23 protein-coding genes and 1 tRNA gene are annotated in these 14,326 nt (G+C 34.9%); 20 read left to right on the forward strand and 4 right to left on the reverse strand.

Annotation, left to right across the window (positions count from 1 at the left end):
• The first annotated feature begins 271 nt into the window (after positions 1–271).
• Both C1A06_RS13185 and C1A06_RS13190 read left to right on the forward strand, forming a co-directional pair.
• Positions 272–568 (forward strand): transposase, encoded by a 297-nt coding sequence (locus tag C1A06_RS13185; RefSeq protein WP_159461421.1) that lies wholly within the window; start codon positions 272–274, stop codon positions 566–568.
• Complete coding sequence (locus C1A06_RS13190) at positions 565–1,449, forward strand: IS3 family transposase (protein WP_145996410.1); 885 nt, start codon at positions 565–567, stop codon at positions 1,447–1,449. Before C1A06_RS13185 ends, C1A06_RS13190 begins: the two co-directional genes overlap by 4 nt.
• A gap of 262 nt (positions 1,450–1,711) precedes the next feature.
• Here C1A06_RS13190 and C1A06_RS13200 read toward each other — a convergent pair whose 3' ends face one another.
• Complete coding sequence (locus C1A06_RS13200; RefSeq protein WP_145996411.1) at positions 1,712–2,110, reverse strand: hypothetical protein; 399 nt, start codon at positions 2,108–2,110, stop codon at positions 1,712–1,714.
• Positions 2,111–2,520: 410 nt separating this feature from the next.
• Between C1A06_RS13200 and C1A06_RS15105 the strand changes: the two genes are divergently transcribed.
• The gene (locus C1A06_RS15105; protein WP_159461422.1) at positions 2,521–2,676 is read left to right on the forward strand and encodes a hypothetical protein; all 156 of its coding nucleotides are present in this window, start codon (positions 2,521–2,523) and stop codon (positions 2,674–2,676) included.
• A 1-nt stretch (position 2,677) separates the two neighbouring features.
• Entirely contained in the window at positions 2,678–2,872 is a 195-nt protein-coding gene (locus C1A06_RS15380; protein WP_101690689.1) for a helix-turn-helix domain-containing protein, read from the forward strand.
• 15 nt (positions 2,873–2,887) lie between these two features.
• On the opposite strand, the gene C1A06_RS13210 is transcribed toward C1A06_RS15380, so the two are convergent.
• Positions 2,888–4,156 (reverse strand): site-specific integrase, encoded by a 1,269-nt coding sequence (locus C1A06_RS13210; protein ID WP_101690690.1) that lies wholly within the window; start codon positions 4,154–4,156, stop codon positions 2,888–2,890.
• Between the two features lie 238 nt (positions 4,157–4,394).
• Here C1A06_RS13210 and C1A06_RS13215 point away from each other — a divergent pair.
• Positions 4,395–4,478, forward strand: a tRNA-Leu gene (locus tag C1A06_RS13215).
• Positions 4,479–4,675: 197 nt separating this feature from the next.
• A complete protein-coding gene (locus tag C1A06_RS13220) occupies positions 4,676–5,929 on the forward strand; it encodes a phage integrase SAM-like domain-containing protein (RefSeq protein ID WP_101690691.1) in 1,254 nt (417 codons plus the stop codon).
• Here C1A06_RS13220 and C1A06_RS13225 read toward each other — a convergent pair.
• Both C1A06_RS13225 and C1A06_RS13230 read right to left on the reverse strand, forming a co-directional pair.
• A complete protein-coding gene (locus tag C1A06_RS13225; protein WP_101690692.1) occupies positions 5,926–6,474 on the reverse strand; it encodes a hypothetical protein in 549 nt (182 codons plus the stop codon). The two genes, C1A06_RS13220 and C1A06_RS13225, sit on opposite strands and share 4 nt — an antisense overlap.
• A gap of 10 nt (positions 6,475–6,484) precedes the next feature.
• Positions 6,485–7,231: a hypothetical protein gene (locus C1A06_RS13230; protein WP_145996412.1), complete on the reverse strand. Its 747-nt coding sequence runs from the start codon at positions 7,229–7,231 to the stop codon at positions 6,485–6,487.
• Positions 7,232–7,482: 251 nt separating this feature from the next.
• Between C1A06_RS13230 and C1A06_RS13235 the strand changes: the two genes are divergently transcribed.
• From C1A06_RS13235 to C1A06_RS13295, 14 genes are all read left to right on the forward strand, one after another.
• The gene (locus tag C1A06_RS13235) at positions 7,483–7,923 is read left to right on the forward strand and encodes a helix-turn-helix domain-containing protein (RefSeq protein ID WP_101690694.1); all 441 of its coding nucleotides are present in this window, start codon (positions 7,483–7,485) and stop codon (positions 7,921–7,923) included.
• Positions 7,920–8,129, forward strand: coding sequence for a hypothetical protein (locus C1A06_RS13240; protein ID WP_101690695.1), 210 nt, complete (start codon positions 7,920–7,922; stop codon positions 8,127–8,129). The genes C1A06_RS13235 and C1A06_RS13240 overlap by 4 nt, the downstream gene beginning before the upstream one ends.
• A gap of 11 nt (positions 8,130–8,140) precedes the next feature.
• Positions 8,141–8,494 (forward strand): hypothetical protein, encoded by a 354-nt coding sequence (locus C1A06_RS13245; RefSeq protein WP_101690696.1) that lies wholly within the window; start codon positions 8,141–8,143, stop codon positions 8,492–8,494.
• A gap of 63 nt (positions 8,495–8,557) precedes the next feature.
• Positions 8,558–8,932: a DUF3127 domain-containing protein gene (locus C1A06_RS13250; RefSeq protein WP_101690697.1), complete on the forward strand. Its 375-nt coding sequence runs from the start codon at positions 8,558–8,560 to the stop codon at positions 8,930–8,932.
• A gap of 63 nt (positions 8,933–8,995) precedes the next feature.
• Positions 8,996–9,886 carry a hypothetical protein gene (locus C1A06_RS13255; RefSeq protein ID WP_101690698.1) on the forward strand — a complete coding sequence of 297 codons (891 nt, stop codon included), beginning with the start codon at positions 8,996–8,998 and terminating at the stop codon, positions 9,884–9,886.
• Between the two features lie 79 nt (positions 9,887–9,965).
• Entirely contained in the window at positions 9,966–10,226 is a 261-nt protein-coding gene (locus C1A06_RS13260) for a hypothetical protein (RefSeq protein ID WP_145996413.1), read from the forward strand.
• 2 nt (positions 10,227–10,228) lie between these two features.
• On the forward strand, positions 10,229–10,894 hold the full coding sequence (locus C1A06_RS13265; protein ID WP_101690700.1) for a lambda exonuclease family protein: 666 nt from the start codon (positions 10,229–10,231) through the stop codon (positions 10,892–10,894).
• Positions 10,895–10,919: 25 nt separating this feature from the next.
• Entirely contained in the window at positions 10,920–11,090 is a 171-nt protein-coding gene (locus C1A06_RS15110; protein WP_159461423.1) for a hypothetical protein, read from the forward strand.
• Between the two features lie 3 nt (positions 11,091–11,093).
• A complete protein-coding gene (locus tag C1A06_RS13270; RefSeq protein WP_101690701.1) occupies positions 11,094–11,906 on the forward strand; it encodes a hypothetical protein in 813 nt (270 codons plus the stop codon).
• The gene (locus C1A06_RS13275; protein WP_101690702.1) at positions 11,899–12,123 is read left to right on the forward strand and encodes a hypothetical protein; all 225 of its coding nucleotides are present in this window, start codon (positions 11,899–11,901) and stop codon (positions 12,121–12,123) included. The genes C1A06_RS13270 and C1A06_RS13275 overlap by 8 nt, the downstream gene beginning before the upstream one ends.
• Positions 12,120–12,398 (forward strand): hypothetical protein, encoded by a 279-nt coding sequence (locus tag C1A06_RS13280; protein ID WP_101690703.1) that lies wholly within the window; start codon positions 12,120–12,122, stop codon positions 12,396–12,398. The genes C1A06_RS13275 and C1A06_RS13280 overlap by 4 nt, the downstream gene beginning before the upstream one ends.
• 11 nt (positions 12,399–12,409) lie before the next feature.
• A complete protein-coding gene (locus C1A06_RS13285; protein ID WP_101690704.1) occupies positions 12,410–12,832 on the forward strand; it encodes a DUF4494 family protein in 423 nt (140 codons plus the stop codon).
• 206 nt (positions 12,833–13,038) lie between these two features.
• Positions 13,039–13,374, forward strand: a complete 336-nt coding sequence (locus C1A06_RS13290; RefSeq protein ID WP_101690705.1) for a hypothetical protein — start codon at positions 13,039–13,041, stop codon at positions 13,372–13,374.
• A gap of 98 nt (positions 13,375–13,472) precedes the next feature.
• Positions 13,473–14,321, forward strand: coding sequence for a DUF7833 domain-containing protein (locus C1A06_RS13295; protein WP_101690706.1), 849 nt, complete (start codon positions 13,473–13,475; stop codon positions 14,319–14,321).
• Positions 14,322–14,326 lie beyond the last annotated feature (5 nt).

Raw genomic sequence — 14,326 nt, forward strand, 5'->3', positions numbered from 1 at the left:
TGTTTCGACTTGAAGGTGGGTACTTACAACTACTTTAAGGATATTGAGAAAGAGAATCTGAACCCCGAGGCATTGTTGAAATAAAACATCCGATCATAAAGTATATAATAAATGAAAAGAGCGGCCTTGAAATGAGAGCCGCTCTTTTTGAGAGAGCTTAATACATCAAAGTCTGTAGTTCTAATTGAAGGAGATCTTTGCATGTAAAAGACTGGAGTTACTAACTTTGTTCGGACAGATAGTTAAGGGATAAACTTAATACATTTATCCTATGAAACAAAGAAAAGTATATGACCGAGAATTCAAAGAGAATGCTGTCAAGCTAAGCTATGCACGCAGTAATCTAAGTTTGTTTGCCCGAGAGTTAGGTGTCACAACTAAGCAACTCTATAGTTGGCGTAGCCAGTATAAGCAGAAGGGCTCAGAAAGTTTTCCCGGTAAGGGTAATACAGCTGTTGGTGATGAAGCTAAAGCTTTTGCTAATTTGAAGAAAGAGTATGCACGTCTACAGCAGGAGCATGAGATCCTAAAAAAGGCTATCAGCATCATCTCCAAGAACGACCTTTGATCCATCAGTTTATACATGAGCATCGCTATAAATGGAAGGTCGAGATGATGTGTCGAGTTTTTAAAGTTTCACGTAGCAGTTATTATTACTGGTTAAAATATCCCATTGGCAAACGCAGTCAACAGATCAAAGAGATGGAAAATCGAATTCAGGCAGTTTATTTTAAGGCTAAAGGACGTTATGGCAGTCCTCGTATCAGGGAAGAACTCAGTAAGAGTGGCACTGATGTATCATTGCCTACAGTTGCCAAATATATGAAGCGTATGGGCTTGAAGAGTAAATATTCACGTAAATATAAACCTACGACAGATCCTTCTCATAAAGAACCTGTTGCTGACAATATATTGAATCGTGATTTTACTTCTTTTTCACCGTCCAGCAAGTGTGTTTCGGATATCACTTATCTGCCTACCAAGGATGGATTTCTATACCTGACTATTGTCATGGATTTATTCAACCGAGATATTACAGGATGGACATTAAGCTCTAATATGACAGCTCAAGATACTGTTATAGCTGCCATCAACAAGGCTGTAACAAATAGTCCTTTTCAAGAAGAGATGATCTTTCATTCAGACAGAGGAGTACAATATGCAGCCAAGGCTACGGCTAATACACTGAAGTCCTATAAGGTAATCCAATCTATGAGCAGAAAAGGAAACTGTTGGGATAATGCAGTAGCTGAATCCTTCTTCAAATCATTAAAAACGGAGTTATTATATGGATATAAACTGATGGATAAAAAACAGATGAGATTAGCGATCTTTGAATACATAGAGGTCTGGTACAGAAAGCAAAGAAGACATTCGTATCTGGACTATCAAACCATTGAAGAGTTTAATGAACAGTACAGAAAACAAAATATAAAATATGTCGCTTAACTTTTTGTCCGAAAATAGTTAGGATATCCAGTAAGCTGAGACGTATTCGTTTTCTTCTTCTTTTACTTCTTCGCAATGGCTCCCTTCACTCTTACTATTTCTCAGTTCTGGGAACAAGTTGTCAAAGTTTATTGAAGCGCTAGCTTCCACTTGAGTGTTTTGGTTCTTTTCAAAAAGAACATGAATATGATTTTTTAGAAGACGATTTTCGACCTCGATTTCAGAGTAACTTTGATTAATTTCTTTTATTTTATTATTTATATTATTTACTGTGCCCAAAATTTGTGCAACTTTTTGTCCTGATTTTGCCCAAAATTTGGGTCAAATACCCTAATTTGGTCAATCGAACCACCACCCAATGATAAGACCACCTCCCCAGTGTCAAAATTTGTGCATTTTCTTCAAAATCCACAGCTCCGACAGGAGGAAGATTGAAATTTGGGACTTTTTTTAACCCCATCTTGACCAGACCATCAACATCTCCAGCTATAAATAAATCGGCTATCTGCGAAACTTTATCGTCGTCAGCAGAGTTTATCATAGACACCACGCCCATAACGTAAGCGGCGTCAAATATCATTGCTGACGAATTAGATCGTTTCTTTAATACATGTGTGTCACACATGTGGGTAATGCAGCTGCTTATGGTATTGCGGCTCATACCCAGATAGTTTTGAAGGAACGTTCTTGGTATTTTGATTAAGCATGGGTTAGGATACTTAATTGGCATTTTCGACTGGTAGTTGTACTGAGAGAACAACCAAACCCAAAATTTAAAGTGGCTGGCGTTTGGAAACGGCCACGTAGACTTTGGGTACCAGACAGAATAGCTATGAAGTAATCCTTTGCACATGTTGTTAATATTTATTATGATATTCTCTTGTTATAAACAAACAATTCAAGATGAAGACTACCTTGTATGATACGGAGCGCATAAATACGCAATTGAGCACTCTTTAGGATTTGAAAACGGTAAGGCTATCTGCAACAATGAAAAAAAACGTCATCTGGTTCGTTTAAAAGAATGACGGCGGAACTATCGTTTCTGGATTGCAGTCAGAACAGGTTGTTTTGGCTCTGCTAGACAGAGCTAAAAAGCTCAATGGTAGATTTCCTTCCGAATACAATAAAAAGATGATAGAAGGGCTGGAAATGTTCTTGGAAGCGTGTAAAGATAGAGTTCAAGACCGTATCGACAGAGGTGTAATGGGTAAACTGGAAAAGTAATATGGGTGAGTGGTTATCTGAGAGAAAAGCTGTCGAATACACATCGTTGTCAAGGGAGACGCTGCGCCAAGCAAGAAATGGAGGTAGATTAACCTTTTACCAGTTTGGAAAAAAGGTTTTATACCAAAAGGAGGACTTGGACAACTACATCAGATCATCCTCCCAAAAAATATTTATCATCAGAAGATTTTTTTAATCAGAAAGGGGCTCGTTAAGAAGCCCCTTTTTTGTTTTTGTCTTGTTTTTCTGGATGTAAAACCAGATCGATTACTTTTCTGTTCGCGTCTTTAATACGGTTCATATCGTAGTCGATGTACACGTCAGTGACCGTCTGAGCCCCATGGCCAAGAGCTACTTTAATGTCATCTTTTGGTATTCCTAGCTGGCTAGCGTACGTTGCCCAGCTGTGACGCAATGCGTATGTGGTTATTGGTTTTATTTTTATTTTTTCACACATAGTCTTTAGGGCTCCATTAACTGTTTTGTTCAACCATACAGTATCGGTAATCCCTCTAAACGACAAGCCTCCAGTCGAACTCTTATATTTGTCCAGAAGCTCTCTCAATTCCGGATGTATGTATATGTTGTATAATCGCCCAGTCTTAGCTCTCTTGTAAGACAGCGATTCGTCTTCAAAATCCTTTAGATTATGTAGGTCTTTTAAACTTATTCCTATGGCAAAAAATATCATTTTAGATATATCCAGAGCCAGAGTTTCATTTTCTGAAGACGGTGTGTATGCAAATAGTTTTTGCAAGTCATCTGTTTTCATTGCCCTTTTGACAGTGTGCTCTGTTTCTATTTTAAAGAACTTGAACGGATAATTGTCTTGGGTGATCATTTTGCGTTCGATAGCGTAATTCAAACAAGCTCTCAAGTTCTTGAAGTGTGACGCTCTGGCGTTCACGGACATTCCGTCCAGCTCTTCTTTCCCTTTGGTGGCTCTTGCGGTAGACAAATGCCGATTAAACTGGTTCAACCAATCTTCGGTAATGTCTTCGGCAATAACACCTTCCCCAAAAGCATCATGTATTTTGCTTAAAGTGGTCTTATATGAACCTAAAGTCCTACCAGACTTTGTTTCCATACATTTTGCAAAACATTCTTCGATCGTTACTGGAGAGGAACGCGCCGCCAATAGTTCGCCACGACTCCTCGGTTTTCGGTCTTGGCTCGACTGCGGTTGCAATAGCTCTTTTATTACATATACATCTAACACCTCTCCGGTCATTCTCGACTGGTGCAAAATATCGTTGCATTTCTGTAAATAAAATTGTATGAGGTTATTGTTTGCAATGTTTATTTTTTTATCTTTGCCGTCTGTATAGAAAGCCCCCGTTCTATTACAAAAGTCTTTCTCTTTAGCATATATACCAAGGCTAAACCAAACGGTTTTTCGCTGGTGGGTAATTCTTAGTTTTACGGGGTACGTGCCGTTGTTCGTAATTCGCTTTTTATCCAACAAACATTTTATAACCATAACGATCTTTGATTTTGTTTATTAATATAGGTCAATTTATATTCGCTTTTAGTATGTCAAAAAAGCTTAAATGTTTTCAATATTTGACAACAATTTGACAACTTCTGTTTGCAAATATAGGGAAACATAGGCTTATCGTGCGCTATATTTAACCATATTTAACTAAAATACAAACAAAAAAAAGCGGCTATTTTTAATAATAACCGCTTGATTTAAAATGACTTATGATATATTTAATGCACACGTGGTGGAATTGGTAGACACGCTACTTTGAGGTGGTAGTTTCAGAAATGATGTGTGGGTTCGAGTCCCGTCGTGTGCACAAAGCCTCAAATGCGGTTTTAGAGGGTAATCTGACAAAGGTTACCCTTTTTGTTTGTTCATAGTTTTACACATCTATTTTGTATAATTTCGACCAAATGTTTTACAAATGTTTTACAAATGTTTTACAATATGGCGAAAAATGTTTTACAATGGATTTTATTATTTATATCTTTCGGGCACTAAAACTAATTCGACATGGTTGTTATTAAAGCAGTTGTACTGAAACATCAGGAAAAAGAGGATGGAACTTTCAATGTAAAGTATAGAATTACGCATAATAGAAAGTCTGCTTATATTGCTTCGCCTTATTTTATTCACAGATCAGAACTGACAGACAAATATAAATTCAAGCCCTCAAAGCTTACAAATAAAATAGATCGTGAAGTGTTAGACCTTAGAGATAAGGTTTCTGAATTAAGTTCTAATATCAATCACTATTCAGCTAAAGAGGTTGCCGAAGCTTTGACAAAAGCAAAGAGCGAAGAAAGCGAAGTAATTGACTTCTTAAAACATCTGAAAAGCGAATATGAACAGCTCGAATCGGATAATAAATTGAATGCAGCAAGTTATAAGGCTGTATATAATAGGCTGTATGAATACACAAAAGGTCGTTTATTTTGTCACGAAATAACACCTATGTTTCTTACTAAGTTTGAAAGATCGTTAGTAAAAGACGGATTAACAAGTTCGGGTATCATTAAATACATGGGCTGTATTCGTGCAGCTTTTAATAGGGCTAAAGATTTATACAATGATGAAGATAGGGGATTGATCGTTATTCCAAACAATCCATTTTCAAAATATAAAGTACCGAAAGAATCAGAAGCAGATAAAAGGGATGCAGGGATAGATATTGTACTAGATCTTTATTTCTATGAGCCTCAATCAGGGTTGCAGGAACTCGCAAAAGATTTATTTTTTCTTTCGTTCTATTTAATAGGTATAAACGCAAGGGATTTACATAGTAGCGATATTGAATTAAAAGATGGTAGGTTGATATATCAACGGAGTAAGACTAAAGACAAGCGATCAGACAGAGCTGAGATTTCAATTAAAATAGAACCTGAAGCAGAATATCTGATAAATAAGTACAAAGGATTTAAAGATAATGTATTCAATCTAAGCGAACGTTTTAATAGTTCTGCGAATCTGAATTTATCATTAAGCAGAGGATTTAAACAAATTCGAGAAAATATAAAAGTAAAGAATAAACAGAAATACAAGAATCTTACTTATTACTCAGCCCGTCACTCATGGGCAACAATAGCATCACATAATTGTGATATAATAGATAGCCATATTGCAAAGTGTTTGAATCACGTTAGCTTGGATTTTAAAACTACAAATAGGTATATTAAAAAAGATTGGTCTACTATTGATAAATGCAATAGGCAGGTATTAGACTTCGTTAAGCAGGTTATAAAAGAAAAAGAAACGGATAGCGATTAACTACCCGTTTGATTTCCTATACCCAAGATAAGCCAATTAGCATTAAGATCGTAATTCTCAACTGCGTGCTTGATTGCTGCGCCTTGTACAAATCTATAATCCTCTGTTTGTTGTATTTTACTGTGCATATCTTTATCTAATCCTGCTGCTAAATAGAATGATCTAAAAGAGCTTATTTTACCTTTCATACGCAATGTTTCGGTAAATGGGATAAATCTGGCTTTTATGTCGTTATTGACTTGTTCTAAGGTTATTATATCATTTCCTACATATACAGTTTCATCATTTCGGTACATATCGCCTTCAGCTGCAAATATCCAATTAGCATTAACTTTATATTTACGTACTAAATGAGCAATAATATTCATAGGCATATAGCTATTTTCGTCCTTTTCCAATCTGTAAAGATTCTGAACTGCATAACCTACTTCTAAACAAAATGCTCTTTTTGATTTTACTAACTTCTTTTCAAGTATATCGCTGATTGCAAATAAAGCTCTTAACTTTATTTCTGTGTGTATCTTATTTTTGTCGTTTTGTAGCATAGGTATTCTCTTATTTTCTCAGGTCTCTGTGGATTAGCTCAACAATGTAATATAGTTCTTTTATGTCTTGTAGTCTGATCGTAGTTATATCCTCATAAAGTGGATTGATGGATTGGCATGTTATATTTCGGTGTTGGATGTCATGACTTAAAACACTTTTTATCAATAGCCCTTCTGTTTTATGAAGTATTACAAAGAAATAACTATCAATTGAAAGAGGATACGACCAATGGCTTGTTGCTATATTCTTGGCTAGTATACGATCGCCATTCATTAATGATTTATTTGTATTATCGTTCATACTATCCCCGTCAACTTCAAAAATCATATACTTGCCTTTATATTGCATATCAGTAGTAACGGGAATAACGGGTAATTGGGTTATATATGTTTCATCGTCAAAAGATTCAGCATAGTGCTGTTTTTCATCTTTAGATACAAATGGTATAGGTTTGTAATTCTTTGTGAGTATACTATTGTTGATATCTGAATATATTGCTTGTCTCACAAGGCTAGGTATAGATTCATTTACTTTTTTTGCATCTCTTTTTAGTTTGTAATCTAAAAGGTAATCATAAACAGTTTTAAGACTTTTTACAGAAGGATTGACATCGCCTTTCATCCAATAACCAATTGTTGACGGGGATAAATCCGTATTAATAGCTATTTGTCTTAATGATAATACATCTTGTAGTTCTTTTATCAAAGCAAAAGTATCTTGCTTTAGGCTTTCTCTTTTTTGGTCTTTTTCTTTCATTTTAGTTTTCAGTTTGTTGGATACTATATTCAATTTAACTTTGTTTAACGTACAATATTGAATAAATACAAAACAAAGTATTAAATTTGTATCAAATAGGTGTTCGAATTAGTTCTTTACAAAGGTAATTGAAAATAATTGAACACTTCAATACATATTAATGTGTAAAAGTACATAGTTTTAATGAAAATTGAATTTAATAAAAGTTAAATAGTACACATTGAGGATATGGTAAGACAAAATCACACAATATGGAAGCAAATATTATTGACATAGCAAGGGTACAAGAAGTATTGAAAGAAAAGAATATTTCTTTTCAGCAAGCTTTATCTCTATTACTAACTGCAACTGGTAATTCAGCAGATGAAGCAGCAGACGAAATGTGTATATCGCCTGAGACGCTAAAGAAACATATAAGCAGTTCAAAGCCTAAGCTTGGATATAGTAAAGCTACCGAAATATCAGGATATATAATATGTACAGCTTTAGGTTTAGACTATGAACAAGTAGTAGAATACCTAAGAGATCAGGCAAGGAAAGCAATTGAACAAAGAAGAAAGATAGGTCAATCAGCAATTATCGGGCTTATTATTATTGGCTCTTTTGCTCCAAGTATAAGACGAATGAATATACAACAATATAGAAGATCAGCTAGAGTAGAAATAACCACTTCAAGACGCAGAGATATATGACACAAAGACAAGTAAATGAGCTAGAAAGAATCAGAGATCAGTTTTTCGATCTTATCGAACCTGAAAATGCAAAAGAGTTTGTAGAAGATATGTTCGAATGTTATTTGAAAGAGTATGGTGCAAACGAAACACAACTAGAAACGAAGTATAGAGCTATAAGATTAATAAATAAGGTCATTGAGTTACTTAATAATAAGACATTTTAAAATCTAATAGCATGGGACAAGTTTCAGCACTACATGAGGAGCAACTATTAAATATAGTTTCTCAAGCAGTACAAATTGGTATTGTTAGCCAGTTAGTTTATCAGGGAGATATGGATTGTACGATAACACAAAATAAAGCGTATAAAACATACGGCAGGGGAACGATCGAGCGATGGCTCGCAGCTAAACTGATAACGAGATACGCAGACTATGGAAAGGCATCAAGTAAAACAGCGTATAGATATAGCGTGATCGAATTAATGAAAGTAGCAATGAGCGATAATATGATACGTGATATGTCGCCAAAGGCGAAAGACGAATACAAAGAAGTAGTAACATTAGATATGCAAAGGAAAGTCGGTTAAGTCCGACTTTCTGAGAGCAGCAAAACAAATAAATAGATTTTTAAACATTAATAATTAAACAAAATGAACATTGAAGGTAAAGTAAAACAAGTACTAGAAATCCAATCAGGACAAGGAAAAAACGGAGAGTGGAGAAAGCAAAGTTTCATCATTGAGACAGCAGGGCAATATCCTAAAAATGTGTGTATAACAGCATGGGGTGACGCTGTGGCTAATTCAGTTTCTATGTTAGTTGTAGGCAATCAAATAAACGTTTCCTTTGACTTAGAGAGTAGAGAGTTTAACGGGCGATGGTACACCGATGTAAAAGCGTGGAAAATTGAACAAGTAGGTGCAGTATCACAACCACAGCAAGCACCAAACACGGGAGGTCAACAACCTGCACCACAAGTAAATTTCAACAGCAACAACAATAAAGAAGACGATTTACCCTTTTAAGGATTTGTTGGCTCTATTAGCCATCCGTTTTGATACAATAATTATAAATAAAAGTAAAATGATATGAATAACGATTACGAAGTTTTAGAAGTTGTAGCACCATCTGTTCAACAGTTAGATGCTATTGAAAGAGCAAATGTAGATACTCAGGTATCAACAGCGAAACAATATCCTAGAAATATTAAAAGATCATTAAATAATGCTATCGCCATTGTTACAATGGATGAAGGAACGGCACAGTCTTGTACTTACGCCTTGCCTAGAGGTGGCAAACCGATTACAGGACCATCGGTGCATCTTGCAAAGATTATTTCCCAATGCTATGGTAATATCAGAGCAGAAGCAAAAGTTGTAGAGATTACGGATAAACATGTGGTGTCTCGTGGCACAGCGTGGGATTTGGAAAATAATTACGCAGTAGCGTTTGAAGTACGCAGAAGTATTGTCGGTAATAGAGGTCGTTTTAATGACGATATGATAACTGTAACGGGTAACGCTGCAAATGCTATCGCTTATCGTAATGCTGTTTTGTCAGTAGTTCCGAAGTCGATAACAGATAGGGTTTATCATGCAGCGCAAGAGTTGATAACGGGCGATTTATCAGACGATACAAAATTGATTGCAAGACGCAAAAAGGCTATTGATATGTTCAAAGATGAATTTAATATTTCGGAAGATGAACTTGTTAAGCTTTGCGGAAAACAGACAGTAAATCAGATTAAGAAAGATGAAATAGCATTGTTGCTCGGTTTTTATCAGTCTTTGAAAGATGGCGATACGACAGTAGATACGTTGTTAAAAGAAGTAAGGGGGATTTCTACCACAGTCGAACAGTCAAAAGCGACACCGAAAGAAATGCAAAAATACTTCGAGGAAGCCAAAGCAAAACCAGAGTTAGCAGCATCCTACTTAGCACAAGGTAAAATCACAAAAGAAATGTACGATGAAATTTAATTTATAGGAGGTAAATAATATGTGTTTTTGGAAAAAGAAAACTAAAGAAAAGCCGACAATAAAACCTAAAAATGGGTATATGTTTGTCACAATTGAAACTGATAATGGATTTGAACAAAGGGAAGTAAGAATACCTAATGAAGATTCAGTTATAGAAAAGTTGAAGCGCAAAGATTCTATTGATGGCATTACAAAACGTGAGCTATTCGCAGGAATGGCAATGCAGGGATTGTTATCACAAGAAACAGAATCATATCATTTCGGAGGCATAGGAAATTTAGCCGAGCAAGCAGTGAAAAGAGCAGATGCCTTGATTAACGAACTAAATAAACAACAATAACCATGCAACCCCAATTCATTGAACAACGAACAGACGAATGGCACTTACAACGTAAAGGGCGATTTACAGCATCCGAGATATTAGATATATGCGAATCAGACCAAAAGCGAGAAACAGCAGTATTTAATAAAGTTTACGAAGCCATGATGCCAGACGATGTTTTTATTGAAATGAAAAGAAACGAGCGTTCTTCGCCATCTATGGATTGGGGAACGCTATACGAATCAGAAGCTAAAGCGCATTACGAAAGGATAACGGGAAAGATTGTAGCTAATGTTGGCTTTGTTTCTTATGGTAATGACTCGGGCGGTAGTCCTGATGGATTGATATTAGCTGATAACGGGCAAACAGAGTTTAAGTGCCCTTTCAATGGTGCAGTACATTTAAGGTTCTTTGGTATGAAGCATCAAAACGAATTACTAGAGTATTGCAAATATGGTGCATCAGGAAAGAAATACTACTATCAGGTACAAGCTAATATTCTATTCAATAAGTCGGATTATTGCGATTTTATGAGCTATGACCCTCGATTGATAGACTTATTCAAAGGTAAACCTTTAAGGGTAGAGCCTGACGAAAAAGTTATGAAAGAGATCGAAGATAACACAAAGTTAGCATCTGAAATGAAGCAAGAAATGTTATTAAAAATAATCAAAAGCGCAGGTTAATTAACAAGTAAACAAAATTAAAAATATGGAGAATGTAGAAATATTTACAAAAGAAGAAGTAGCAAACATTATAAAGAATATATATAGTGAATTTGCTGAAATGCCAATAGGAATGCACACAACATCGCAACTAAAAAGAATTATCCAATTAGAGGTAGAGAACCATCCTTATAAACCAATTAAAATATTCAAATAAGATATGCAAAAAATAGAAATAAAATTACCTCAGATTGAGGGTGCAGAATTGAAGAATGTAACTACAAATATTGAAAACGGCTATGTAGTTGCTGAGTATGGGGAAAAGGTGCAAGAGCCAAAGTTTAAGAAAGGGGATATAGTATATTGTGAATATTATAGATGTGGTGGATCTTCTTGGGTTGCTATATTAAATGAATGGGATTCATCTTATATGGGAATTAATATAGTTGATATTATGATAAAATCCAACGCAGGTAGTAGCATTGATAAATTAAGATTTGATGACCATCAGAATGTGAAACTAGATATTTGTCGCCTCGCTACCTCCGATGAACAACAAATCTTATTTGACGCACTCGCAAAAGAAGGCAAATATTGGGATGCAGAAGCGTTAGAGGTTAAAGACTTTATCAAAGTGCCTGAGAGTATAGGGATATACAAAGATTACACAATATTCAATAAACGACACGGAGACGGCTTATTTATTGGTTTCAATGAGGATAAGCAGGCTTTAGGAGTTGATGTTGTAAATGGTGTTTATGTGGTTAAGAGTGTTGGCAGATTAGAACAAACGGATAAAGTCCAATGCTACCTACAACCTTGCAAGAGGGATGATTTGAAATCGGGTGACACAGCATATTTTTTCGAAAAAGGAGACGATAGTAAATTTATGTTAGCTATTTGTCTTATTGTTGGCTATTGCAAAATACTAGACTATCAAACCTATGTATATATTCTTAACGGAATAGACATAGAAACTAATGTTGATAATGATTCTTACAATTGGTACAAACTAATCCCCATAAATGGCTAAAAAGATAGCAAAGCCCGAAATTGAGCCTAAATGTGATTATTGCGTGCATAACAAAGGGGAAACCAAACAATTCAAATATATGTACCTATGTGAGTGTTTAGGCTATTGCGTACCCTTCGGAATGAAATTTTGTGAAGCGTACAAGAAAATGAAAGGCGATTTTAAAATGGATAATAACAAGTATAAAGAGTATTTAAACAGACAAAAAGAATTATGAAAGGAAAATATTTTAAATTATTTGTGTTAGTTGTTGTAGTATTGGCATTTTGTAGTTGTGCCGATGTTGAAAATGTACAAGAGTGTTTGACTAATAATACTTATGGCTTTTGGGGTGGTTTATGGCATGGTGTAATTGCGCCTTTTAGCTTTATTGGTAGTTTATTTTCTGACGATATAGCAATATATGCTGTCAATAATAATGGTGGATTTTATGATTTTGGCTTTGTATTAGGCTCAGGCATTTTGTTCGGGGGTATATTTTCAAACAATTAAATAATCAAACAATGGCATTCTTTAAAGTAAAAGCATCGTTCAACTCAGAGAACGAAAAAGGGAAAATAGAAAAGGTAACACGTGAATATCTTGTTGATGGTATATTATACGGAGAGGTAGAAACAAGAATAGTGCAAGAACTTACACCTTTTGTTCGTGGTGGCGATGGTATCTTTCAAGTTATAACACGTTATCCGCTAAAAGAAACAGTATTCAATGGTGGCGATAAGTATTTTAGAATACAGCTAATCTATACAACCATTGACGAAAAGACAGAGAAAGAAAAGGAAACAAAAGAATTTGCACTTGTACAAGCTGACGATATTGCGTCTGCACAGTTGGCTTTACTCGAACACATGAAAGGCTCTATTTGCGATTATAAGATCGGTAAAGTTGAAGCTACAAAGATTGTTGATGTGTTCTTTTATTTATAAAATGAACACGATTTGCATTTTAACAATTACATTTTGCAAAATTGAATAAATTGGATTACATTTGAAGGAAAATTAATAATATGATTTGGAAGTTTAGGCATAAAGAAGCATCAAAACAGATCAAAGTATCTCAAATTTCATTGACTAAAAGCAGTCAAGTGCTTTTTTTGCCTATGCGACTTCCGTTTTGATACAATTTTAATGATATGGAATATACAAAAGAAAAAACAATAGAGCTTTTAAAAGATCGTGTAAAGAATCATACTGTTTACTCAGTAGCCAAAGGTTCAGGATTAACAAATACGACAATTGATAATATTTTAAAAGGCAAATGCAATGCTAGAGAAAGCACTTTAAAGGCTATTTACGAGTATTTAGTGGCTGTTGGTAAAGATGATTGCAATAATGATAATATTGCGCCTAAACGCAAGCAAATGACCTTTGAGCAGAGATATAAGGTGCTTTATCATTTCACGAAGTCTCAGGGCTTGAATCCGAGAGAAGCATTTACGGAAAAACAGCTAATGAAAATGGAGATATGAAAAAGATTTTCAGATCATTATATTACTATGTGATACTTAGACTTAAAGGGTATTCGCATAGTGTTTCTATTTGGGCAATAAAAATATAAAACTAAGATATGAGCGGGTGGATTAAGTTGCATAGAAGTATTACAGAGAATCCTATGTATTTCTCCGAGCCTTTTACCAGAATACAGGCTTGGACTGACCTAATTTTAATAGCCAATCACAAGAAGGGCTATATATACTATCGTGGCAATAAAGTTGAGCTAAATAGGGGCGATGTTGGGCATAGTCAAGTGAAATTGGCAGAAAGATGGAAGTGGTCAAGAGGGAAGGTTATTAGATTTTTAAATGAATTAGAAAAAGAACAGCAGATAGTACAGCAAAAAAACAACTTAACATCCATTATATCAATAGTTAATTATAATCATTATCAAGGTGGCGATACAGCAGACGATACAACAAACAGCACAGCAGACGGACAGCAGACGGACAGCAGACAGTACACTAACAATAATGATAAGAAGAATAAGAATGAGAAGAATAATAAAATAAAAATAGGCAACGAAGATTTTTTTGTGAAAAGTCAGTTTATCGAATTCCTAAATGAAATGCAAGAAGATCAGATTTGGTTAGAGCCTATCTGCATGAATAAAAGAATATCTGTTGATGAAATGATTGTATGGTTAAAGAAATTCTTCATCGAGCTAACAAATGATAATGACGAAACCGAAAGAGATTTGAGCGAGTATAAGAAATATTTCAATCGTTGGTTAACAAGTAAGCTAGATAGACAAGAAAAAGAGAATAGCCAAAACAAGCAAGAACCTAAAGAAGATGAAAAGTTATGCAAATGGGAAATACCTCAGTTAGGAGATCAACGAAAAGGAACATACAAGCAATACATGATTGATAAAAACAGAAACAGCAATTTAGAAATAAACTTTTTGGGATTCTTGAATTAGACTAA

Origin of the sequence: Dysgonomonas massiliensis (assembly GCF_900240225.1) — a bacterium.
GTDB classification, from domain to species: Bacteria; Bacteroidota; Bacteroidia; order Bacteroidales; family Dysgonomonadaceae; genus Dysgonomonas; species Dysgonomonas massiliensis.